The sequence below is a fragment of the Mucilaginibacter sp. P4_A11 genome, assembly GCF_056402535.1.
Map to the genome: position 1 here is coordinate 15,333 of NZ_JBFUHE010000027.1, position 23,075 is coordinate 38,407.

General features: G+C 43.8%; 22 protein-coding genes and 1 tRNA gene. 13 read left to right on the top strand and 10 right to left on the bottom strand.

Annotated features, from left to right (window positions below; all coding sequences use genetic code 11):
* The 6 genes from AC1DUD_RS30270 to AC1DUD_RS30295 all read left to right on the top strand — a co-directional run bounded on the left by AC1DUD_RS30270 (position 1) and on the right by AC1DUD_RS30295 (position 6,132).
* Positions 1-1,335, top strand: a complete 1,335-nt coding sequence (locus tag AC1DUD_RS30270) for a 3-keto-disaccharide hydrolase (RefSeq protein WP_477381548.1) — start codon at positions 1-3, stop codon at positions 1,333-1,335.
* Positions 1,336-1,390: 55 nt separating this feature from the next.
* Positions 1,391-2,125 (top strand): LytR/AlgR family response regulator transcription factor, encoded by a 735-nt coding sequence (locus AC1DUD_RS30275; protein ID WP_477381550.1) that lies wholly within the window; start codon positions 1,391-1,393, stop codon positions 2,123-2,125.
* Positions 2,126-2,505: 380 nt separating this feature from the next.
* A complete protein-coding gene (locus AC1DUD_RS30280; protein ID WP_477381552.1) occupies positions 2,506-4,728 on the top strand; it encodes an ATP-binding protein in 2,223 nt (740 codons plus the stop codon).
* 2 nt (positions 4,729-4,730) lie between these two features.
* On the top strand, positions 4,731-5,150 hold the full coding sequence (locus AC1DUD_RS30285; protein WP_477381554.1) for a response regulator: 420 nt from the start codon (positions 4,731-4,733) through the stop codon (positions 5,148-5,150).
* A 4-nt stretch (positions 5,151-5,154) separates the two neighbouring features.
* Positions 5,155-5,511: a response regulator gene (locus AC1DUD_RS30290; RefSeq protein WP_477381556.1), complete on the top strand. Its 357-nt coding sequence runs from the start codon at positions 5,155-5,157 to the stop codon at positions 5,509-5,511.
* Positions 5,512-5,526: 15 nt separating this feature from the next.
* Entirely contained in the window at positions 5,527-6,132 is a 606-nt protein-coding gene (locus AC1DUD_RS30295; protein ID WP_477381558.1) for a biliverdin-producing heme oxygenase, read from the top strand.
* A gap of 245 nt (positions 6,133-6,377) precedes the next feature.
* On the opposite strand, the gene AC1DUD_RS30300 is transcribed toward AC1DUD_RS30295, so the two are convergent.
* A complete protein-coding gene (locus AC1DUD_RS30300) occupies positions 6,378-8,138 on the bottom strand; it encodes an ABC transporter ATP-binding protein (RefSeq protein WP_477381560.1) in 1,761 nt (586 codons plus the stop codon).
* Positions 8,139-8,211: 73 nt separating this feature from the next.
* Entirely contained in the window at positions 8,212-8,775 is a 564-nt protein-coding gene (gene frr, locus AC1DUD_RS30305; RefSeq protein ID WP_330858169.1) for a ribosome recycling factor, read from the bottom strand.
* 150 nt (positions 8,776-8,925) lie between these two features.
* On the opposite strand from frr, the gene AC1DUD_RS30310 reads away from it, so the two are divergent.
* Positions 8,926-9,318 carry a hypothetical protein gene (locus AC1DUD_RS30310; protein WP_477381563.1) on the top strand — a complete coding sequence of 131 codons (393 nt, stop codon included), beginning with the start codon at positions 8,926-8,928 and terminating at the stop codon, positions 9,316-9,318.
* 420 nt (positions 9,319-9,738) lie between these two features.
* Here AC1DUD_RS30310 and AC1DUD_RS30315 read toward each other — a convergent pair whose 3' ends face one another.
* From AC1DUD_RS30315 to AC1DUD_RS30330, 4 genes are all read right to left on the bottom strand, one after another.
* On the bottom strand, positions 9,739-10,578 hold the full coding sequence (locus AC1DUD_RS30315; protein ID WP_477381565.1) for a sterol desaturase family protein: 840 nt from the start codon (positions 10,576-10,578) through the stop codon (positions 9,739-9,741).
* Positions 10,579-10,747: 169 nt separating this feature from the next.
* Positions 10,748-11,539, bottom strand: coding sequence for a diadenylate cyclase CdaA (gene cdaA, locus AC1DUD_RS30320; protein WP_477381567.1), 792 nt, complete (start codon positions 11,537-11,539; stop codon positions 10,748-10,750).
* Between the two features lie 102 nt (positions 11,540-11,641).
* Positions 11,642-12,112 (bottom strand): group II truncated hemoglobin, encoded by a 471-nt coding sequence (locus AC1DUD_RS30325; RefSeq protein ID WP_477381569.1) that lies wholly within the window; start codon positions 12,110-12,112, stop codon positions 11,642-11,644.
* Positions 12,113-12,192: 80 nt separating this feature from the next.
* Positions 12,193-13,164 (bottom strand): polyprenyl synthetase family protein, encoded by a 972-nt coding sequence (locus AC1DUD_RS30330; protein ID WP_477381571.1) that lies wholly within the window; start codon positions 13,162-13,164, stop codon positions 12,193-12,195.
* 260 nt (positions 13,165-13,424) lie between these two features.
* On the opposite strand from AC1DUD_RS30330, the gene AC1DUD_RS30335 reads away from it, so the two are divergent.
* The 3 genes from AC1DUD_RS30335 to AC1DUD_RS30345 all read left to right on the top strand — a co-directional run bounded on the left by AC1DUD_RS30335 (position 13,425) and on the right by AC1DUD_RS30345 (position 15,562).
* Positions 13,425-13,512: transfer RNA gene (locus tag AC1DUD_RS30335), tRNA-Ser, on the top strand.
* Positions 13,513-13,762: 250 nt separating this feature from the next.
* Positions 13,763-14,986 carry a site-specific integrase gene (locus AC1DUD_RS30340; protein ID WP_477381573.1) on the top strand — a complete coding sequence of 408 codons (1,224 nt, stop codon included), beginning with the start codon at positions 13,763-13,765 and terminating at the stop codon, positions 14,984-14,986.
* Positions 14,987-15,040: 54 nt separating this feature from the next.
* Positions 15,041-15,562, top strand: coding sequence for an ORF6N domain-containing protein (locus tag AC1DUD_RS30345; protein ID WP_477381575.1), 522 nt, complete (start codon positions 15,041-15,043; stop codon positions 15,560-15,562).
* 132 nt (positions 15,563-15,694) lie between these two features.
* Here the strand turns inward: AC1DUD_RS30345 and AC1DUD_RS30350 are convergent, their stop codons facing one another.
* The 3 genes from AC1DUD_RS30350 to AC1DUD_RS30360 all read right to left on the bottom strand — a co-directional run bounded on the left by AC1DUD_RS30350 (position 15,695) and on the right by AC1DUD_RS30360 (position 17,610).
* A complete protein-coding gene (locus AC1DUD_RS30350) occupies positions 15,695-15,949 on the bottom strand; it encodes a helix-turn-helix domain-containing protein (RefSeq protein ID WP_477381577.1) in 255 nt (84 codons plus the stop codon).
* 281 nt (positions 15,950-16,230) lie between these two features.
* Complete coding sequence (locus AC1DUD_RS30355; protein WP_477381579.1) at positions 16,231-17,439, bottom strand: hypothetical protein; 1,209 nt, start codon at positions 17,437-17,439, stop codon at positions 16,231-16,233.
* Between the two features lie 15 nt (positions 17,440-17,454).
* Positions 17,455-17,610 (bottom strand): hypothetical protein, encoded by a 156-nt coding sequence (locus AC1DUD_RS30360; protein ID WP_477381581.1) that lies wholly within the window; start codon positions 17,608-17,610, stop codon positions 17,455-17,457.
* Between the two features lie 580 nt (positions 17,611-18,190).
* Between AC1DUD_RS30360 and AC1DUD_RS30365 the strand changes: the two genes are divergently transcribed.
* Positions 18,191-18,778, top strand: a complete 588-nt coding sequence (locus AC1DUD_RS30365; protein ID WP_477381583.1) for a sensor histidine kinase — start codon at positions 18,191-18,193, stop codon at positions 18,776-18,778.
* Positions 18,775-19,503 (top strand): LytR/AlgR family response regulator transcription factor, encoded by a 729-nt coding sequence (locus tag AC1DUD_RS30370; RefSeq protein WP_477381585.1) that lies wholly within the window; start codon positions 18,775-18,777, stop codon positions 19,501-19,503. The genes AC1DUD_RS30365 and AC1DUD_RS30370 overlap by 4 nt, the downstream gene beginning before the upstream one ends.
* On the opposite strand, the gene AC1DUD_RS30375 is transcribed toward AC1DUD_RS30370, so the two are convergent.
* Entirely contained in the window at positions 19,471-22,533 is a 3,063-nt protein-coding gene (locus AC1DUD_RS30375; RefSeq protein WP_477381587.1) for a lantibiotic dehydratase, read from the bottom strand. The two genes, AC1DUD_RS30370 and AC1DUD_RS30375, sit on opposite strands and share 33 nt — an antisense overlap.
* Positions 22,534-22,626: 93 nt before the next feature.
* Between AC1DUD_RS30375 and AC1DUD_RS30380 the strand changes: the two genes are divergently transcribed.
* A complete protein-coding gene (locus AC1DUD_RS30380; protein WP_477381589.1) occupies positions 22,627-23,061 on the top strand; it encodes a MauE/DoxX family redox-associated membrane protein in 435 nt (144 codons plus the stop codon).
* The last annotated feature ends 14 nt before the right edge of the window (positions 23,062-23,075 follow it).

Consider the following 23,075-nt stretch of genomic DNA (forward strand, 5'->3'; position numbering starts at 1 on the left):
ATGACCTATCTGAAAAAATTGCTCCCTGCCCTGATTCTTGCAGCATTAGCTATCCCGGCATCTGCACAAACCGATCCTAAAGCAACCGAAGTTTGGGACCCGGAACCAGCATTGGTTTTACCGGGCGTTGGTAACAAACCACCGTCTGATGCTATTATTTTGTTTGATGGCAAAAGCCTGGATAAATGGACAGATCAGAAAGGTAACAAACCGGGATGGATAGTAAAGGATGGCATTGTAACTGTAAAGCCGGGTAGCGGCTCCATCATCACCAAACAAAACTTTGCCGATTGCCAGCTGCATATCGAATGGCGTACCCCGGCCATTGTTAAAGGCGAAGGCCAGGAACGCGGCAACAGCGGTGTAATTATGCAAAGCCACTACGAACTGCAGATCCTCGACAGCTATAAAAATCGCACTTACTCAAACGGACAGGCCGGTTCTATCTATAAACAATATGTGCCGCAGGTAAACGCCTCGCTTAAACCGGGCGAGTGGCAAAAGTATGATATCATTTATACCGCACCGCGTTTTAATATTGACAGTTCGGTTAAAACACCGGCCTATATAACAGTGCTGCATAACGGCGTGCTGGTGCAAAACCATGTAGCTATAAAAGGTACAGTAGCGCATGTAGGCCAGCCTAAATATCAAAAACATGCATTCGCGCTGCCGCTGTTATTACAGGAACACGAGTTTCCGGTGTCGTTCCGCAATATCTGGATCAGGGAGCTTGGTGTGCAAAAACTGTTGAACGGTAAGGAAAAAAAAGGCTGGTATACTTACCTGGATACCCTGGGCAAGGACAATGATGTGCATAATAATTTCGCCATTGAAAACGGCATGGTACATGTGATGGGTAAATACTTTGGCTATATGGCTACCAAAAAATCGTACGATAACTATTACCTTAAAGTGGTATTTAAATGGGGAACCAAACAATACTACCCGCGAGAAAAAGGTGCACGTGACGCAGGTATCTTATACCATTTTGGCGAGAGCGATAAGGATATTGTGTGGCCCCGATCGATAGAGTGCCAGATTCAGGAGGGTGATTGCGGCGACATCTGGTGCGTACAGCATACCAGCGTAGTTACGCCTAATAAATCGGCCATTGAATGGGATCAGCAGCGCGTTTATCGCACGGCCAATTTTGAAAACCCGCGTGGTGAATGGAATACCATCGAAATTATTTGCAATGGCAACCAGGTTGAGCATTATGTTAACGGGCATTTGGTAAATTGGGGAGTAGCCTCATTATCGCATGGCCGCATCCTGCTACAATCAGAAGGGGCCGAAATCTGGTACAAATCGGTAGAATTGACGCCTTTATAACAAAACAGCACATTAAAAAAATTTAAGATAACCATTATTACATTATTTTTACGCTATGATCAGATGTTTGGTAGTTGACGATGAGCCTTTGGCGCTGCACATTTTGGAAGATTATATATCTAAAATGCCTTTTTTGCAATTGGTTAAAGCTACAACCAACCCTATCGAAGCGCTCACCATGGTACAGGCCGCCGAGGCCGACCTTGTTTTTTTAGATGTGCAGATGCCTGAACTTACCGGCATTCAGTTCCTGAAAATAGCCAACGGCAAAGCCAAAGTTATTTTAACCACGGCCTACCCGCAATACGCGCTTGAAGGCTATGAACTTGATGTGGTTGATTACCTGCTTAAGCCCATAGCATTTGACCGTTTCTTTAAATCGGTACAAAAAGCTCAAACTATCATCCAACCTGTAGTAGCCAAACCACAGGTAGTGCTGCAGGCCGAGCCAGTACAACAGGATGATTTTTCGACTGATTTTATCTTTGTAAAAACCGAGCATAAAATTCAAAAAGTTTACCTGCATGATATCATGTTTATTGAGGGATTGAAAGACTACATCAGCATTTTCACCTCTGCCGAGCGGATCATCACCCTGCAGGGTATGAAGAAAATGGAAGATGCCCTGCCCGAGAAACATTTTGTGCGGGTGCACAAATCATACATTGTAGCCCTTAACAAAATAGACAGCATCGAAAGAAGCCGCATCCAGATAGGCGACAAGATCATCCCCGTAGGTGATACCTACCGCGATGAGTTTTTCAAAATGATTGAGAATAAGAATATTTAAGCTAAACAGCTTTATCTACCCACCGATCATTGCGAGGAACGAAGCAATCGCGAACTGTACAGAGCAGCTCGGCTAATCGGGGATTGCTTCGTACCTCGCAATGACGCTTTTTTAATCCTCCCTATCTTTGTGCTTGTGGTCGGTGTTTTCACCGCACCACTTTTGCCTTACTCCCTGGCCGTAAACTTCCGATATTCGCATTCACCAGATTGAACAGTCGACCAGTAAATCATATGGTGCGGTGAAAACACCGACCATAAGCTGAATGACGTTTTTTTAATCCTCCTTATCTTCCCTTACAACTTGCCTATTTAAAAAATATATTTCATAGAAGTGTATTTTTTGTATTTTACACGGTCATTCATCCTATAAAACACACTATGAGTTACCAGGTAGACCTGACCAATTGCGACAGAGAACCCATCCATATTCCCGGAAAGATCCAATCGCACGGTTTTTTGATCGCTGTAAACAGCAAATCATACAATATTTCCTATATCAGTCAAAATATTGAAAGCTATACGGGTGTTAATGCAGCAGGGCTTTTAGGTAAAAACATTACTGAACTCGAAGAGCAGTTAGCCATAGCAAGTGACACTGCGTCATTTCAACAGCTGTTAAATCTTGCCAAAGGCTTAAAAAGCTCAGATACCATCAATCCGCTGGCTATTGATGTAAAGGGTGTTAATTATAACCTCATTATCAGTCACTCGGTAAATGACCTGGTGCTGGAGTTTGAGCCAGTCGAATCAGACCTGGGTTATGATATTCAAAAAACCATAGGTCGTTCAGTAGCCGAAATCTTAAGCGGTAAAAACTTAAATATCCTGCTGCAAAACGCAGCCTTCGAGATAAAGAAGATCATCAACTATGATAGGGTGATGATTTATAAATTTAATGAGGATGGGCACGGCGAGGTAACTGCCGAAGTAAAGAATGATGATCTTGAACCGTTTTTAGGTTTACATTATCCGGCATCCGATATCCCGAAACAGGCACGCGAACTTTACAAGATCAACCTTACCCGTATTATAGCCGATGTAAACTCTGAAAGTTCGGCTATTATTACCTATGAGGAAGATGCTGCACCGCTCGATCTTACGCATTCGGTATTACGGGCAGTTTCACCTATTCACATCCAGTATTTAAAAAATATGGGCGTCGGTTCGAGCTTTAGTATTTCGCTCATTGCTCATGGAGAGCTTTGGGGACTTATCGCTTGCCATAATTATTCGCCAAGGTTTATCGACTATAAATCACGCGATGCCTCTAAACTGATCGGACAGATCCTATCCTCAGCGTTAGAGTACCGCCAGGACGAAGAGGATTCGGCCAAGCTTCATGAACTGGGCGAAGCCGCAAATACCATTGCTGATTATATTAAAAAAGATACCGACTTTACTTTTGCATTAACCCGCAATAAAGTAACGCTGAAGGATGTTACTACAGCCACAGGCGTGGCGTTAATATATGATGGTGAAATAACCACTATCGGCCTAACACCTACCAACGAGCAAATTGCCGATATTGTTGAATGGCTTAAAGTAAACATGGTGGATACTGTTTACAGTACCCATCGTTTCCCCGGGATATTTCCGGCGGCACAACAATATGCTGATGTTGCCAGCGGCATTTTGGCCTGCAGCCTATCGCGGGAACTTGGCGAAATGATCATTTGGTTCAAACCGGAGCAGGTACAATCTATTACATGGGCCGGCAACCCCGAAAAACCGGTTGAAGAAACAGCTGATGGCCTGTTGCAGTTATCGCCCCGTAAATCATTTGAAAGCTGGACACAGATTGTTAAAAACACATCCGAAAAGTGGAAGCATGACGAGATCACCGCGGTTTTAAGAGTACGTGAGGATATTATTTACGCCATCAACCGTAAAGCCAACGAGATCAGGATCCTGAACGAACGCCTGCAACTGGCTTATGACGAACTGGATACTTTCAGCTATACCATATCGCACGACCTGCGCACTCCGCTTTCGTCCATAAAAAACTATTCGGAGCTGCTGTTGGCAAGTAATAAAAGCCTGGATGACAGTGCTAAAAAGATGCTCGACAGGATCATCAAAGGTACAGATAAAATGCATATGCTCATTAAGGAGATCCTGCATTATTCGCGCGTGGGCCGGGCCGAGATTGAGATGGCATCAATTAATATGGGGCTATTATTGAACGAGATAAAAAGGGAAGTATTATCGGCCCTTAATCCCGAAAATATTGAATTTACCATTGGCGAAACACCCTCAATTGAGGGTGACAGTGTAATGATAACCCAGGTTTTCACCAACCTGATCAATAATGCTGTGAAATACTCGTCAAAGGCCGCACGCTCAAAAGTAAAGGTTGAAGGTGTGGTCAGAACCAACGAGGTTGTTTATTCGGTGTCTGACAACGGTGTTGGTATTGATGTTAATTATTATAACCGTGTGTTTGAATTATTTAAACGTATGGATAACGCACTTGAATTTGAAGGTACCGGCGTTGGCCTTGCCATAGTAAAGCGTATTGTTGAAAAACACAAGGCTCGTATTTGGTTTGAGAGCAAGTTAGGATTTGGCACAGTTTTTTATATATCTTTTAAAATTAGTTAATTGTGAGTTCGCCCGATATATTTTATGTTGAAGATGACGAGGATTTTGCATTCATAATGCAACATGCCGTTCAGGAAGTGAAAGACGGACTTACCGTAAAGATCATTGATAATGGCAAAGATGCGCTTGAGCAATTAAAGCAGCTTACTGAAGCCCGGGTAAAACCAAAGCTCATCCTGCTTGATCTTAACTTACCGGGGCTTTCGGGCCTTGACCTTGTAAAACGCATCCGTGAAATTCCCTTTTTGAAATATGTGCCTGTGGTATTCTTTTCAACGTCGGATAATCCGAAAGATGTTAAAGCATCGCTTGAATTTGGCGCTAATGCCTATTTAACCAAGCCTGCGGGTTATTTAAACCTGGTAAGCTGCGTTGAATCACTTTATAATTTTTGGTTCACTAAAAATCTGAATGTCAATTAAAACGTTGAAAAAAATATTAGTCATCGAGGATGATGCGGATATAGCCGATATTATGGAGATTGCCCTTTGCGATAAATATGAGGTTGAAGTAAAGCGCGACGGCTACCAGGTTGTAGCACAAATTGAGAACTTCGGCCCCGATTTGATCCTGCTCGATAACTATATTGGTCAGCGGCAGGCCCAGGAGATCATCAAAGAGATCCACGAGGTTAATGACCACAGAACTATACCATTTGTATTATTTTCAGGCCACGAAAACATTGTACAGCTTGCTAAAAAGCTTAACGCTACATCTTACCTGGCAAAACCCTTTGCACTTGATGAACTTTATAAGTGCATTGACGGTATCTTAGCCGCATAACACCACGTACACCTTATGCTTCACGAAAAAATAAAACAAGCTACTGCTCATTTACATGATCAGCTTGAACAAAAAATGTTTGTAGAGCAGATCATGGGTGGCTCACTTACGTTTGAGCAGTATCAAACCATATTACACGTTAATTATGTTACCCACTTCGCTGTAGAAGATTTTTTATTTTCCGGCCTGAATGCTGAGCTACGCCAAAAACTGGATATCGAAAGTCGGATAAAACTCCCGGCACTGCTACGTGACTTTGAAGAGATCAATTCGGCGGTGGGGATTTCGCCAAAAACTACTCCCGGTTTTATTGACCTAAGCAGTGATGCCTCAATTCTCGGCGCAATGTATGTGCTGGAAGGTGCAACACTCGGCGGTAATGTAATAGCAAAACGACTGAAAACTAACGAGCAGTTATTGCCTTACAATTTGAATTACCATTATTACCAGGTTTATGGCGACCAGCTTGGCTTAAAGTGGAAACAATTTTTAAAAGTGCTCAACGCTTTACCCGATACGGAGCATGAGGCCGCCATAAAAAATGCTGTAAGTCTGTTTGCACATATGGCAAATACTAAGATAACAACTACTACGATAACGCTTGTACCGCCGGAGATATAATTGCTTCCCACCCGGTCATTGCGAGTAACCATCAGGGAATTCCTCGAAAAAATCGCGATGTCGTGTGGTAAAAATAGCATTAGTAATCAATAACTTACAACCCCATCATTGCGAGGTACGAAGCAATCGTACGGAGGCATATCCGCCCTGTATAGTTTGGGATTGCTTCGTACCTCGCAATGACGATGGTGAATAAAAAAGGCGATGCTATTAGCATCGCCTTTCTCTTTGACTTAGAGTAAATCTTAATCCAGCGCATCTGCCGTGTCCTTCTCTCCTATTTGTTGCCTCCACATAGCATAGTATAAACCTTTTTGAGCAATCAGATCAGCGTGTTTGCCACCTTCAATAATGCGGCCTTTTTCCAGTACGTAAATACTGTCGGCATGCATGATTGTTGATAACCGGTGGGCGATCAATATGGTAATATGGTTTTCCTTTTCGGATACGTTACGAATGGTTTCGGTGATTTCCTCTTCTGTAATAGAATCAAGCGATGAAGTAGCTTCGTCAAATACCAGTATATCCGGCCTGCGTAATAAAGCACGGGCTATGGAAAGGCGCTGCTTCTCTCCGCCTGATACTTTTACACCGCCTTCGCCAATTACTGTGCTTAAACCTTTGTCGGCACGGGCCAGCAGGGTTTGACAGGCTGCACGCTGCAGTACATCCATACATTCCTCATCAGTAGCACCTGGGCGTACAAACTGCAGGTTTTCGCGAATTGTACCCGAAAACAATTGTGTATCCTGGGTTACAAAACCAATTTTTTCTCGCAGCTGATCGAGATCAATTTCTTTACTTAATATGCCATTATATAAAATATCGCCCTGCAAGGGTTGATATAAGCCCACCAGTAATTTTACCAATGTAGTTTTACCTGAACCCGAAGGTCCAACAAACGCTATCGTCTCGCCCGAATTGGTTTCAAAGCTAATGTGATTAAGCGCGTTACGGTTTGCTGTCAGGTGTTTAAAGCTAACATCATTAAAAGTCAAGGTATTCACCTTTTCAAGCAATACCGGTTTTTCGGGCTTTTTATCAATTGGGATGCTCAATATCCGGTTGAAGTTACCAAGAGAAACTTCAGCCTCGCGCCACGAAAGGATCACGTTACCTAACTCCTGCAAAGGGTTAAATAAAAAGAATGAGTAGAATAAAAAGCTGAAATATTGGCCGGGGGAGATGGTCCCTTTAAAGATGAGCATCAGTAAAACAACAACCATTACACTCCTTACCAGGTTAACGGTGGTGCCCTGTACAAAGCTCATGCTGCGCACATATTTTACCTTCTTCAATTCCAGATCAAGAATTTTATAAGTTGTATTGTTTAACCTTTCAATTTCCTGTTTTGCCAACCCCAAACTTTTTACCAGCTCAATGTTCCTTAATGATTCGGTAGTTGAACCTGCAAGTGCGGTTGTTTCAGATACAATCTTTTTCTGGATGGTTTTTATTTTCCGGCTCATAGCCATACTCACAAAAGTGATGATAGGGATAGCAGCAAAATAAACCAGTGTAACCTGGTAGCTGACACTTACCGAATATACAATAACGAACACCATCCCGATGAGCGAAACGAAAAGGATACTGATAAACGAAGTGATGAATTTTTCGCAATCCAAACGTACTTTTTGCAATATACCCAGGGTTTCGCCGCTCCGCTGGTCTTCAAATACCTGGTAAGGCAGCTCAAGTGAGTGTTTCAACCCATCAGCATACATTTCAGCCCCAACTTTTTGGGTGATGATATTAGTAAAATAATCCTGAAAGTTTTTCGCTATGCGTGATACCATGGCAACGCCAATGGCCGCGCCAACCAGCATCAGTACTTTGTTAAGATATTCGTCGTAATGAAGGGTACCGCGCTGTTCAATAACACGGTCAACGATACGACCGGTTATCCATGGGTCTAACAACGAGAAGCCTATATTCATTGCCGCCAGGAAAAGTGCAAATACTACGATCCAGCGGTGTTTTTTTAAGTAAGAAATTAATACATTCATGTTTCAACAGCAAACATAAAAAAAGGGAATGGCTAAGTAGCTCATTCCCTTTTAATTTGACATAAGGTTAATATTAAACCGTCATGATATCTTTTTCTTTAGCTTCTGAAAGCTGATCAACTTTAGCAATGTTAGCGTCGGTAAGTTTTTGAACTTCCGCTTCGCCTACTTTTATTTCATCTTCAGAAACACCTTCTGATTTTAATTTTTTGATCTTCTCGTTGGCATCTTTACGGATGTTGCGGATAGCAATTTTACCGTTTTCGGCTTCGCCCTTGGCTTTTTTAACCAGGTCGCGGCGACGCTCTTCGGTAAGCGGCGGTACATTGATACGGATAATGATACCGTCGTTTTGTGGGTTAAGTCCTAAATTTGCTTCCTTGATGGCTTTTTCAATTGCGCCCAGTAATGATTTTTCCCATGGCTGAACAACGATAGTACGGGCATCAGGAGTATTTACACTACCGATCTGGCTAAGCGGCGTAGGTGTACCATAGTAATCAACCTTAACATCATCTAATAATGATGGACTTGCTTTGCCTGCACGTATTTTATTCAGTTCGCTGTCCGCATGCTCAATGGCCCTATCCATATTGGCCTTTGCATCGTTTACTTGTTTTTTAATGAGTTCGCTCATCGGTTTTAAATTTTCAACAAAAGTAACAAAATCTATCGTTTTACCGCTTGGGTATTTAGGTACAATTCAAAAGCATTTAACAATAAATAACATTATTTAACATTTATATATTATTAAAGGATAAGTATATTGGTGTAAAATATTATCGCCATGAAAAAAACTTTATTTTTTGTTATGCTGATAGCCTGCGCTGGTCAGCTTAAAGCGCAAACACTTAATAAAGTCCCGGATAACAATAATTCTGTCGATAAACTTTTTAACCTGAAGCCATTAAAGGGCGATACCAACCTATCGAAATTAATTCCTTTACTCCCGCAAAACGGGCTTTCAAACAATAACGGTACATTGCTAAATACCCTCGAGCTTGTAGATAATATAACCGTTTACAGCCGGATGCCGGTAGTTAAAACTTATCCACGCGATAATATGCCAGTTGTTAAAACAGACGAACCCGGAATGAAATATCATATGCTGATTAAAAGGATAGATGCTGTTAATCCGGATACTGTCGGAATTAAAAAAGATAAGATTACCCCGCGATAGTGCTTTTGTCCGCATTCAATTTATAAAACCATATTCCTAACAAATTAAGCAGAGGATATGAGAAATAAGCAATAAAGCTCCTTTTGTTTAAAAACGATAGTGAATGGAACATTAAGAAAAATACAATTATAAAAAGTGTTATACTAATCACAGATAATGTTAACTTCACTAAGTTTCTGTTTAAGATCAGCTTACTGAGCAAGCTTGTTATTAAATAAAACAATAGGAAGCCCGGCACAGATAGTAGCAATCCGAAAAATATCATGTAAAACATATATGATGTTAGTTGCAACATTGACCATAACGGTTCAGAAAGAAAATTAACCCCGACACCTGAGGGTAACTGTGCTATGAATATAATAACTGGAGCAATTAACATAGTGCTAAACCAAATCCTAAAACAATAAGACAGTACTGGTTTCATACATCGTTGGTTGTATACAAATCAGCCACTAAATCATTACTATCAACCGCTCTATTTGCTCTCAATCTTTTCTCAACCACCTCCTCAAAACTTTTTTCATAGTCGGGATGATTTGTGCCCATTAGCCGGTCCCAGATGTTAAAATATAAGCCATAATTACATTTTACCAGTCGATGGTGCATGTTATGATGGGTTGAAGTATTATGCCATTTAAACAATTTATGACTGGCAAACCCTTTCGGGAAAAGCTCATAGCCTAAATGCCCCGTAACGTTTAGCAGCAGCGAATACAACGAAAATATAGTTAGTGCCGTACCATGATAAGGAATGGTAAAAGCGATAAGCGGCACAATGCCTATCTCCACCACAGCCTCCAGCGGGTGAAAGGCATAAGCAGCGAATGGCGTTGGGTTGGTTGATAAATGATGTGTTTTGTGCACCAGCTTAAACAAAGGCTTCCAGTGCATGGCACGATGGGTCCAGTAAAAGTAGGTATCGTGCATCAAGATCATCAGGCCTATGCTCAAAAAGTAATAAGCATACCCTTTGTCGCTAATGTTTGGATAAATTCTGGTCACTCCCTTTTTACTGGCATAGATCACCAGCATGATCACCGCACCAAATATCAGTATGGTGATGAACGAATAAACAATTTCGCGAATGATGTGCTTATTTTCGGGATAACGCTGCTGAATTTTTGCCTGCCAGTAAGCCCTTTTTCGCCATACATAAAAAAACAGGTAAAATGCGCCGGCAAATACAAGGTAACGCCCTGCTATGGAAAATAGAACCCGGGAGGTTTCTATTATTTTATCGATAGGAACTTGCAGTGGCATTAGTTATTAACGCTAATTATCGGTTTACTAATATAACAATCCTTTTGGCGTTGAGCTCAAGTAAACCCGGCTCTCGCATTGTCAGTCTGAGCTTGTCGAAGACTCACGCGTAGAGCCCCTTCCACCATGGTTCGACGAGCTCACCATGACGCCCCTCTTATTTGCTCCTTTAAAAATCCTTATTCAAAACTTTTTCCAGCTCCGCAAAACTGATATTCATTTTGACCCGGCCTTGTTTGGCGTATGATATCTCACCGGTTTCTTCGGATACGATGATGGCCGTGGCTTCGTTAGCCTCCGTTACACCGATGCCTGCCCTATGGCGTAAACCAAACTGTGCCGGCAGATCTGTTTTTTCGGTAAGCGGTAAAATACAGCTGGCCGATTTAATCTTATTCTCAGAGATAACGACCGCCCCATCATGCAGCGGACTGGTTTTTTGAAAGATACTTTCGAGCAAACGTTTGGATATTTTAGCTTCCACAACCTCGCAGCTGTTTTGGTAAAACTGCTCATCATAATATTTAGCGAAAACAATAAGCGCCCCGGTGCGGGTTTGCTTCAGGCTTTTGCAGGCATCTATTATAGGCTTGATACGGGCATAGTTATTTTTTTCCACTTCTGATTTTCCGAAGAAATATTGCCACCATGCCTTATTACGTTGCAATGAGGCATTTTTACCTACCAGCAATAAAAATCGTCTTACCTCCTGCTGAAAAACCACGATAATAGCAATGATCCCCACATCAACAAACTTACCCAGTATAATAGTGAGCAGCTTCATATCCAAAGCTTTCACCACAAAGTTGAGGGCAAAGATCACCGCGAAACCTATAAAGATATTAGCTGCAATGGTTCCCCTGATGAGGTTATACAACTGATAAATGATCAATGCCACCAGCAATACATCAAGGATAGAGAAGAAACCTATTCTGGGAAAAAGAGATTGTATGGACTGCATTTACGAAGTTAATAAGTTTACCCGAACATAAACGCCGGGAGGGTGGTAAATATGATCAACCCGCCTAATCCAGTGGTCATTTTACATTCCTGTGCTATTATTTTAAGGGATATATGGCCCTCCCGGTACGCCCCATCCCCATTGCGGCATAGGGGCATCAGGGTTCTCTGTTGTATTATCTGTTTGGGAGTTCAATACAGCTATTCGCGTGCCCCACTCCAGGTAAGCCATAAACGCCGAACGAAATTCAGGGTCATCTGGCAGTGAAAGCTCATCGGCAGTTTGCAGCAACAGTTCAATCCAGCGCTTGCGGTGTGCCTCGGTTAAATGCTTTTGCAAATGTTTATTGATCATGGCATAATGACTACCTTCAGTTTCGCTGTAAGTTTTGGGACCTCCAAAAACTTCGCTCACAAAATGAGCCACATGCATCCGGTGTTCGGGCGACATATGTTTAAATACAGGTTCCAGCAGTTCATCGGCCAAAACCTTATCATAAAATTGATTGAAAAGCTTTTCAAAAGCAGGTGTGCCGCCCGCCCATTCAAACAGTGTAGGGATTGTAGCTGTCATAATTGTAAAAACCGGTTATGATAAAGATAAGGAGCCTATCTTTAAAAAGCCAGTGATTTACGTGCAACAATAAAATCGAATTATTTGTTCCGCTCGGTAGTAAACCTCACCAGCTGTTCTAAGCCGCGGTGCGAATCGCTGTCGGGGAAAGTGCTCAGGATCTCAAAAGCTTCATCCTGGTACTTTTTCATCTGGGTTTCGGCATACTGCAAACCACCGGTTTCCTGTACAAAACGAATGATCTCGGCAATTTTTTTCGGATCTTCATTATGGTTTTTCACCAGGTTGATCACCCGCTTTTTTTCTGAACTGCTGCAATTAGCCAGCGCGTAAATAAGTGGCAGGGTAACTTTTTTCTCTTTGATATCGATACCCAGCGGTTTACCCACATCATCGGTACCAAAATCAAACATATCATCCTTAATCTGGAACGCGATGCCGATCTTTTCGCCAAAGAGACGCATTTTTTCAACCACCTCGTCACTGGCCCCTGCCGATGCTGCCCCGCAGGCACAGCATGATGCAATAAGCGAAGCGGTTTTCTGCCTGATCACATCGTAATAAACAGGTTCGCCAATATCCATGCGGCGCACCTTTTCAATCTGCATCAGTTCGCCCTCGCTCATTTGCTTAACCGCGTCAGATACTATGCGCAACAACTGGAAGTCGTTGTTGTTGATAGAAAGCAGCAAGCCTTTTGAAAGCAGGTAATCACCCACCAAAACGGCTATCTTGTTTTTCCATAAAGCGTTGATAGAGAAAAATCCACGCCGCTGATAGGAGTTATCAACCACATCGTCATGCACAAGCGATGCTGTATGCAACAGCTCAACCAATGCGGCCCCGCGGTGCGTTGCCTCATTGATGCCCCCGCAGATGCTGGCCGAAAAGAACACGAACATAGGGCGGATCTGCTTGCCTTTACGCTTAACAATATAATGTGTGATACGGTCAAGCAGCGGAACAGAACTTTTCATCGAAGTTCTGAATTTCTCCTCAAACGCATCAATATCAGCAGCAATAGGTTTTTTAATGTCGTTGATGCTCAGCATTGCAACCAAAACAGTATTTTATGTTAACCACCGCCATGTGACAGTGCGGAGCAAACATAAGCTAAAATTATGTATCTGCATTATAGCCCAATATTTTTTACTTAAATTAAACCAAAGGCTACAATTACCGTCATACTTACGTGAGTGCAATTTTTATAAGTAGAGTTAAGTTTTTGTGAAAGCGGGGCCTGTTGAAACAGGCTTCGCTTTTTTGTTGATAGTAAGGTCAAATATTTTACCTTTGCACTCCACATTTACACGGAGAGGTGTCTGAGTGGTCGAAAGAGCACGCCTGGAAAGTGTGTATACTCCAAAAGGGTATCGAGGGTTCGAATCCCTCCCTCTCCGCTGATTTTCATACCAAAAATGACTAAAATCCTGTATCTCGCACGAAATCAGGTTTTTAATTTTTAACCGACAAGCCATTTTATTCACCATTTGACATATATCTGGTGAGTAATTCGGTGAGTCAAATCAATCATTTGATTGACTCACCAGAAACAGGTTAAAACACTGATTGACAACCCGTTCAAAAATTGAACATCTTGTCAGAGAATGGCCGCAAACCGATATTTGTTTAACCATTTAGTGAGTCATTATGAAGACAATTTTCAGTGTGCTCTTTTATTTGAAGAGAGCAAGAAACTATCAAACAGGTCCCGTGCCTGTGTACATGCGCATCACCGTGAACGGCAAGCGGTCAGAGCTGACAACGGGCCGCGAGTGCGAACCATCGCAATGGATCCCCTCCGCCGGCCGGATGAAGGGGACTAAAGAAAATGTTAAAACTTTCAACAACTATCTTGACACCCTGAGGGCACAAGTTGACGAAGCACATAGTGCAATGATCAAAGCCCAGGAAAGTATTACGGCTGAAAGCCTGAAAAACCGTTTTATGGGTAAGGAAGAAAGCCCCAAAATGCTGATTGAAGTATTTGAAGAACACAACAGGCGGTTCGAGAAGCTGGTAGGCAAAGAAGCGACCAAGGGTACTTTAAGCCGGTATAAAATATCGCTGAGTCATACCCAGCGTTTTTTGAAATGGCGTTATGATTTAACCGATATAAGCCTGCGCAAGGTCGATCATCAATTCATCACAGATTATGATTTCTGGCTGCGATCGGAAAGGAACTGCGGTAACAATTCTGCTGTCAAGTATATCAGGAACTTTAAAAAGATCATCCAGATCAGCCTGGATAACGGTTGGATAGACCGAAATCCTTTTGTAAAATATAAAGGCAAGGTCAAGCGCGTTCACAGGGCCTGTCTTGAGCAAAAGGACCTGACTGCGATTGAGCTCAAAGAATTCTCGTCAACCAGGCTTGAACAGATACGTGATATCTTTTTGTTCAGCTGTTATACCGGCCTGGCATATGCCGATATTAAAAAACTGCACCGGCGCGATCTTACCGACCGATATGATGGTGAGATCTGGATCATGACAAACCGTCAAAAAACCGATATTCCCACCAGGGTGCCGTTACTTCCGATGGCGATTGAACTGATGCGAAAATATGAGCATCACCCAAGATGTTCCAATACGGGATTGATCTTTCCGGTACCTTCTAACCAAAAGGTAAATGAGTATCTGAAAGAGATCGCAGAATTGTGCGGTATTAAAAAAACCGCGCTGACTTTTCACATAGCACGTCATACCTTCGCGACTACGGTCACGCTGGCCAACGATGTGCCGATGGAAAGCGTTTCCGCCATGCTGGGACACGCCAACATCAAAACCACGCAGGAGTATGCAAAGGTGCTGAATATGAAGCTAAGCAAGGATATGCTTCTATTGAAGCATAAGATTAAAACGACAGTTTAATCTTCGGAACTGTTATGCTTCGAATAATAAATTCTTAGAATCGAATCAGATTACATGAAAAACGAACATATGAGTGATGCTGGAATTGCCGAAAAAATATACTTGATAAGAGGAGTCAAAGTAATGATCGACCGCGATCTTGCGGAAATGTACGGTACGATTCCCAAACGCCTGCGACAACAGGTCAAACGAAACGAGGAAAGATTTCCCGGGCATTTTATGTTTCAACTAACGGAAGAGGAAGTTGATATCATGGTATCACAAAATGTGATACCATCCCGGCAATACCTGGGCGGTACAAGACCTTACGTGTTCAGCGAACATGGCATTCTGATGCTTGCCAATGTTATTAAAAGTCAAATGGCAATTGCAATGAGTATCAAAATCATAGAGGTTTTCGTCAAGTTGAGGGAAATGCTGATAACGCAGAAAGACCTGCTGTTGAAATTTGAACAGATAGAAAAACTGGTTATCCAGCATGATGATGACATCCAGGCTATTTTTCAGGCCTTGAAACAACTGATAAAGCAAAAGAATGAGCCGAGAGAACCAATAGGCTTCAAATTAAATAGTTGAATGAACTGAAATCCGAAAGTAGATAAGGGGTCACAATTTGTGACCCCTTATCTACTGAAAGATCTGATAACTTCATCGCCCAGTTACGCATCACTACGAAATAAGCCAAAATGAAAAAATTGGAAATGAAAGTCAGCTTGCCTTTCGCTCCTTTTTATATTTCGAGATTGGCATTAGATCGTCTAAGTTAACATCGAGCGCTGTTGCAAGTTCAACGAGACTATCCAAAGTGGGATTTCCAACACCGCGTTCGTATTTCACGATTTGGGAACGATTTACATTTGAGATACTTGCCAGCCCGTCCTGCGTCAAATCTCTTTGTTCACGAACAGCCCTGAGCTGTTCGCTAAAGATTTGATTTGCCAAAACGTTCCGCTTGTTCTTCACGAAAACGAAATTGCGGCATATAAATTATTCGCAACGACTCATATATGATCCATTTTTATTATTTTTAGATCATAATAAGCTTTGTAAAAACAGACTATTCATGACCRCATCAATAACTTCAGTTATTCTCAATAAAGAAATTCGTCGCTTGGATTTGAGTGATGGGTTCAAGGAGCTGAGTAAATTAATGGGATTTGATACACTCCAACAGATTATTGCTATTGGTCCCGCTGAACTATTCAAAAAAGAAAAATTTGATTATGCCTGGTTCGGTGAGTTGATCAAGTACCTTGATAAAAACGGATTAGGAAACTTACTGCAACCACTGCCGGGAAAAAATCACGGTTGATGCGGGCGACCATCCTGAGCAGGAGATCCCTTAATTCCGCAGCAGTCACTTGCGTGATACTGTAATATTCTTTAATGAAGTTTCCCTGCGAAAATGCATCCTGTCGTTTGCTGGAGAAATTTCCCGAAAAGAATTCAAATACCTCGTTCATGCTATGATCTCCGAAAATCTTTTCTTTGACAAACAGCTTTGCCAAAGCCGCCAGTTGGGATACCGAAAGAATCACGTGCATCTTTTTGGATTTACCGCGATCTGTAGATGAGGGCGCGACCTCACTTTTGGTCAGTTTCTTTTTTGCCTGCAATAGCCAGCCCGTCAACATTTCTTCAAGTGGGGGCCAGCGCAAATCATACCGAAGTGTATTCGGGTTGTTTTTATGCGCTAATAGGAAAAGCTCTTCATCTAATTTATTTTCCCTCTTTTTTAACGGTGTACTATCTAACCTTTGCTGGATTGCGGTTTGATAATGGATGAAAAGCAAATAATGATTAAATTCAAGTTTTAGCAGCCGCTCCGCGAAGACAGATGCCCGAACAAGATTAAGCGAATTTTGAAAAAATAGTTCCAGGTCGTTCACAAAACCGTTGAAATACATCACCTGCCCGAAATTAAAAACTGTAGTGTGATCGCTCGATCTTATATGTCTTAAATAAGTGCTCACTACGTTTCCAAGCGGCTGGACAGCGTCATTCAGCTTAGGTAGCGAATTATACACGAAGTCAACTTTGGTACTGAGGTTCTCTACGATGTATTGTTTGAATACATCCGGGCAACTAGCATAACAATCAATATACGGTCGATAATATCCAATTAAATAATTTACCAATGAAAGTATTTCACATCGGATTGATTGAAATATATCAGAATTTCCCAGAGATCCGAAGAATTGCCTGGAAATATCGTCTAACAGGATGGTTACTTCTGTAACAGCGTTTAGCTGATGGGAAAAATAACGGGTAAGGGAGGTTTCGCTCAAATCGGAAAAAGCAGCAGAAGCCCAGGTTTTACGGGCTTCGCTGCATAATGATTCCGTTTTTGCCAATGTCTGCTCGCCTGGACAGGTGGAGCTTTGGCACCTTTTAACCATTTCCTTTAAATGATCAAAAATATCGCCCCCCAATGTCAGCTCGGCAGTTTTCAAAGTAAAGTTTGATTGTTAAATGTAATGAGTTGTTGTAAGGATAGTAGTACAACCATTAGTCGGGTCGCCTTGAGAAGTAGTGGTTGTGTCGCCGCCTGATTTAACATGACTTACCATGTTGTAAACTTTGTTAACTGTAGATTTTGGAAGTTTGATTTTCTTATTGCTCATAATATATATTTTTTACTATATTAATGTTTTATGATATATATAATAGTTTTATTACATGGATCCTCTGAAATATTACACAAAAACACATTTGAGTAATTCACACCTTTCGACTGTTCAGTTTAGGTTAAAAGACATATTAGATCACAGTATATGGTGGTTTTGCTTTATAGTATACGAGCTTTCAATATTTTATTATACAGCCGGAACAATAGGAAATATACCCAAAAACCTATTTTACTACTTCTGTAATATTACCTTATTTTACCTGCACAAATTCCTTCTTGATGAAAACTTAATAAAAAGAAATAAAAAATATTTCAGGCTCGCTTTGCTTGTTGGCTTAGAAATATCAGTTTACTTAAGCGTTAAAGTCAGTGCAGATTACTTGTTTACCGATTTTACAAAGTCGCAAGACACGAAATTTAAGATTATAAAAGAAATGGCGGCTTTGGACCTTTATCGTTGCATATTCTTTGCAGCGCTGGCGACACTTTATTGGACAGCCCTGAATATATCCAGATTTCAAAAACAGGCGGCAGAGGCAAAAATAAAACAGCTGACAGCTGAACGGGATAACCTTATGCTAGAGGGAGACCTCGCCAAAGCGCAGAACGCTTATCTTCAGCAGCAGATCAGTCCCCACCTCTTATTTAATTCCCTGAATTTCATCCACAATACCGTTTACAAACACTCGGAAGAGGCAGCGGAAAATGTACTGTTGTTAGCAGAGATCATGCGTTTTACGATGCAAGGAACCGGGACTGACGGCAAAATACCATTGGAACGCGAATTGGAACAGCTGAAAAACCTGATCATGATCAACCAGTCAAGGTTCGATTACCCCCTGCATATCGATTATTCCATTTCCGGAAACACGGCCGGCCACCGTATCATTCCCCTCGTGCTCATGACCCTGCTGGAAAATGTTTTTAAACACGCCAATCTTCGCGGAAAACCGGCTTATGCCAGCGTGTCGGTATCCGGCACCGGTCTACTGGTCTTTGAAACCGGCAATTACAAAAGTCCCCATTCTTCTTTCGGGCGGATCCAGAGCCTCGGCATCAAGAATATCCGGCTCCGGCTTGACTATACGTATGCTGACAATTATAGCCTGGAGATCAGGGAACAGGAAGATTACTACCAGTCCACCTTAACCGTACAATTATGAAATTAACTACCTATATCGTCGACGACGAAGCACACGCCATAGCCTATTTAGCAGCCTATGTGGCGAAAACATCCGATCTCGTCTTAATCGGTTCCAGTACCGATCCTGTTCAGGCGTTAAAGGATTTAAAGGCCGATCCGCCGATGTTTGCCTTCCTCGATGTGGCAATGCCCGTTTTGTCGGGACTGGACCTCGCCGCTCTGATCAACCCGATGACCAAAATCATCTTCGTTACTTCCTTCCGGGAATATGGCCCCGAGGCCTTTTCACTGAAAGCGTTAGATTACCTGATGAAGCCGTTCTCCTACGCCCGCTTCGAGCAGAGTGTTCAGAAAGTGAGGGAGCTTTATGAGCCGAGGACGCCCGAAGTCAAAGAACACCCGCCTTTATTCGTTAAAGGCGGTCAAAAGGATTTTTATACGAAGATACCGGTCAACGATATCCTCTATGTACGGGCCGCGGTAAACTATGTAGAAATTCAGCTTGTCACCGAAAAAATCGTGACCTACCTGACCTTATCGGAATTACTGGAAAACCTTCCCGCTGAAATGTTCTCCAGGGTACAGCGTTCCTTTATCATCAACCGCAATAAAATCAGGGCAATCGAGAACAGCGATATCAGGATGGAAAATAATGACCTCATCCCGATCAGTGATAGTTACCGTGAAAAATTTATGCAAAGCGTCCAGCCCTTAATGCTGATCAGCAAGCGCACCAGGCACTGATCCCTGTTTTTGAATCCGGGCCTGCCTGCCCGAGCAGCTTTTATATAAACAGTAAAATATCAGTGCTTCGTGCTGGCGCTGCCGGGTGCTGAACATCCTGTTTACCTGCATGTGAAGCAGGTCTGCTAAAAAAGCATACCGTTTTTCGGTGTTCCAGTGAGTGGTTGCGCCCGATAATACCTGCATGATTTTCAAAATTTCCGAGTCCTGGCCTTTTTTATAATTGGTTCCACCAGTATGAACATCCGCTACTGCCCTGCTGAGGTCGCGGCTAAAGGCCCGGTATCTGGTATCCATGCTTATCCGCAACGCCTTATCCGGGCCAAACTCCTTAAAAAAACTTTCCGATCTCCGGTTGAAAAACCCGATAGCTTCCTTTTCGGAAATGAAGGCAGCGGTCATCCGGTAAACAAGCACAAAAGCCTCAATGTCCGTTTGTTTTGGCGGGGATTCAACCATTCCGGATAGTTTTTCCAGTGTCCATAAACTGCCTGCCTGAAAGAGCAGTTCCGCTGTTTCTATCAATTCCGGGCTATAACGCTCGATCTCGCGCCGGTATATCTCCTGCTTAACATCTTTAACCAATGCATGCTGCCGGGCGATGATTTTCCTGATCGCATTGAGCAAGGGTCCTGATCCCCCTCCTGCGCTTCTGATCCGCAGGCGTATATGCGGCTCTGGGTCCCGGTAACGGATAAAAAACCAGAGCCTCACCTGCTTGCGGTATTTATCCAGAAACGGTAAAACGGCGGAAGTCAATAAACGGTCCGCAGACTCCTCTGTCGTATAGATTTTCAGGTATAACCACTCGCTTCCCGGCAGGAAGTCCCGCTGGATTTCTTTCGTGACCCTGTACCGAACTTTCGTCCCTTTATAAACCGGGTCCGGGCGCAACAAAACAGCGACCAGTTGTGCGGCGAAAGCTTTGCCTTCTGCCTGTACCGCATCATTCGGTTGCAGGTATTCCCTAATAACGGCCGACCGTGTATCTTTCAGGCAATCCAGGAAAAAGAGCGCCTCTTCGTCGTCGCCCAGATCGAATACCAGCTGCTGGTCACTCAGGCCCAGGCTGACCAGTTGCGGGATACCGCGTTCGGCGCGGAATAAATGGAGCCTGCCGATCGAATAAGGTTTGCTCAGTAACATTTGCACCTCAGCATCGCTCAGCCGCCAGCGTGCCAGACTGATCACGACCTTGCCGCTGACGACCCTCGGATAAAAGTCCAGTCCCGGGAACAGCTTTTCCAGGTCGAATGTCAGGTTCGCCTGCAGCCCCTCGTACTGGAGATCGCATAAAAACTGGAACAGGGCCAGCGGGTTGTGCTGATAATTATAGGCGGTCGGCAATCTCGGTATAATGCGCCTGCCTAGGCTCACCGACTCCAGGATCAGCTTCTCCCCTGCCATGCGCAGGATGAGGTCACTTAGCGGCACCTGTAACTGACCTGTCTCTGCGGGAAAGGTGTTGATATGGATGGCCGCATCGTATACCGGGGAACGCCTGTTGATATTATCGACATGCGTATCGGACAATTGGTGGACTTCCGCGAACATGATGTCCGGGTTAGCCCGGCTTTCTTCAGCGGCCACCCAGTTGCAGAGTGTTTCGATTTCCGCGCTGAACACTGAAAACCGCCCGATGAGCGAGGTAGCGGATGCGCCGCCCAGGTTGTCCAGTACGATATCATCCCCGGAACAGGAAAACATGACGGCCAGGGTGGGCGGAAGAGCATACTCTTCCGGGACCTTTAGATCTGCCGTGTCTTTCGCATTCACATGAACCGGGTCATAGGGTCCGCGGCTGGTATTCTGGAGCCAGAGCCGCAGGAACAACCGGTGTACCGGGGTCCATTCAACTGCCTTCGCGGTTTTCGCTTTTTCCGGGAATGCGACGTGATTTAGCAATCCGCCGGTTTGTGCCTGTCCATGAAGATCACCGTAGCCCACGCCGTTATCCGGATCGACAGCCCGGAGCAAAGGAACTGGCTGGCTATCAAACCGCTCTTTAAAATTCCTTATAAAATTTTTTAAGGCGGGGGTAGGATAAGGTATAACGATTTTCTGTAATATTTCGATGGTGGATAACAATGACTGCTGCTTATCCCGGTCTATCCCGCCGGACTGGATACCCCTTTCCAGGCCGCCGTAAAGCGCATTTCCGGAAAATGGGATACCGGCTTTCCTGTTCAGGTCGCTCAGCATGGCGGCCCTTTCCGGTAAACTAAGTTTTACATCGAAGAGCGACGCGGCCGAATGCTGCCAGAAAGACCGCATAGCATGATCAGTACCCGCCGAGTCCGGAATACCGGTACCGCCCGGATGGTGTCCCGAGATCAGGGCTCCCTCCAGCTCGGTTATCAAAACCTGTTCACTGATCAGGAAATTCACATAATCCTTGGCTTCCCGTAAGCTGCATCCCGTTTTCTCCGCTACCATAGCCTGTAAACCGATGCGGGTAACCGGCTGGTCTGCGCCGGCCTGTATGACTTCCCTGTGCAATGCTTCGTCCGGGAGTTCATTAACGGCAAATTCCCCTTTCCCTGACCGTTCAAATGAGGAGCGGACATACCGGAACCCGCCCGGGATGCTGAAAAGCGTAGGATTTGTTCGCAATAATAGCGCGGGCTTATCCTGCTGCCCCTGGGCATGCGAGGCGGCGACCTGCCATTCCCTGGAGGGCAACAGGTGCAATACGGACTGAGCGCTAGCTGCAAGCCTAAGCCCGGATCCCCGGTCCTGCCAGTGAGCCAGTCCGAAAGAGGAAAACGCCCCGAAAGGGGTTGGCCGGAATGACATCCGGTTGTAGTACTTTTTCAAAGTCAGTTTTTGCTTCGCGGTCAGGGTTTTCCAGTCAAAGTTCAGTTTTTCCAGTTCCGCGTAGAATGACGGACTCGCGAGGTACAGCGCGTTCCGAAATGTCGTTTCCGAAAGCATACGCTCTGCTGCGCCCAAAGCGTAGTGTTCAAAACTATAGAACGGCGCACGTATGAACAGCCGCTCATCAAACCCATAAACCTGTCCTTTATTCATATTGCCAACTCCTTGTCAGGGGTATATACCCTTTTGTTACTGTTTTACCTTTTTCCAAGCCCCGTACTTTGTTTTCGTCAAACACAAAATACCATGAGGACATTCGCACGATCAATCATTCCCGCCCTGCTTATCATTCTTTTCATTTATGCAGCCCTTAGCAAACTGCTGACGTTTGGTGATTTCAGGCAGCAGCTCTATAACCAGACCTTCCCCCACTGGCTGGCGGGTGTTTTGCTTCACCTGCTGCCCGCAGCAGAAATTGCAACAGCTGCCTTACTTAGTTTCAAACGTACCCTGGTGGCGGGGCTTCTGGGCTCATGCATTTTATTGGCGGCATTCACCGGCTACATATCCCTGGTCATGCTGCATTACTGGGACCGCATCCCCTGCTCCTGCGGGGGCATTCTCAATCACATGTCCTGGACAACACACCTTATTTTCAACTGGGTATTCCTGATCCTGAACCTTCTTGCCATATACCTGCACTTTTCTGAACGAAAGCAACAGATCTTATTAACTGACTGATCCAACAGGGGAAA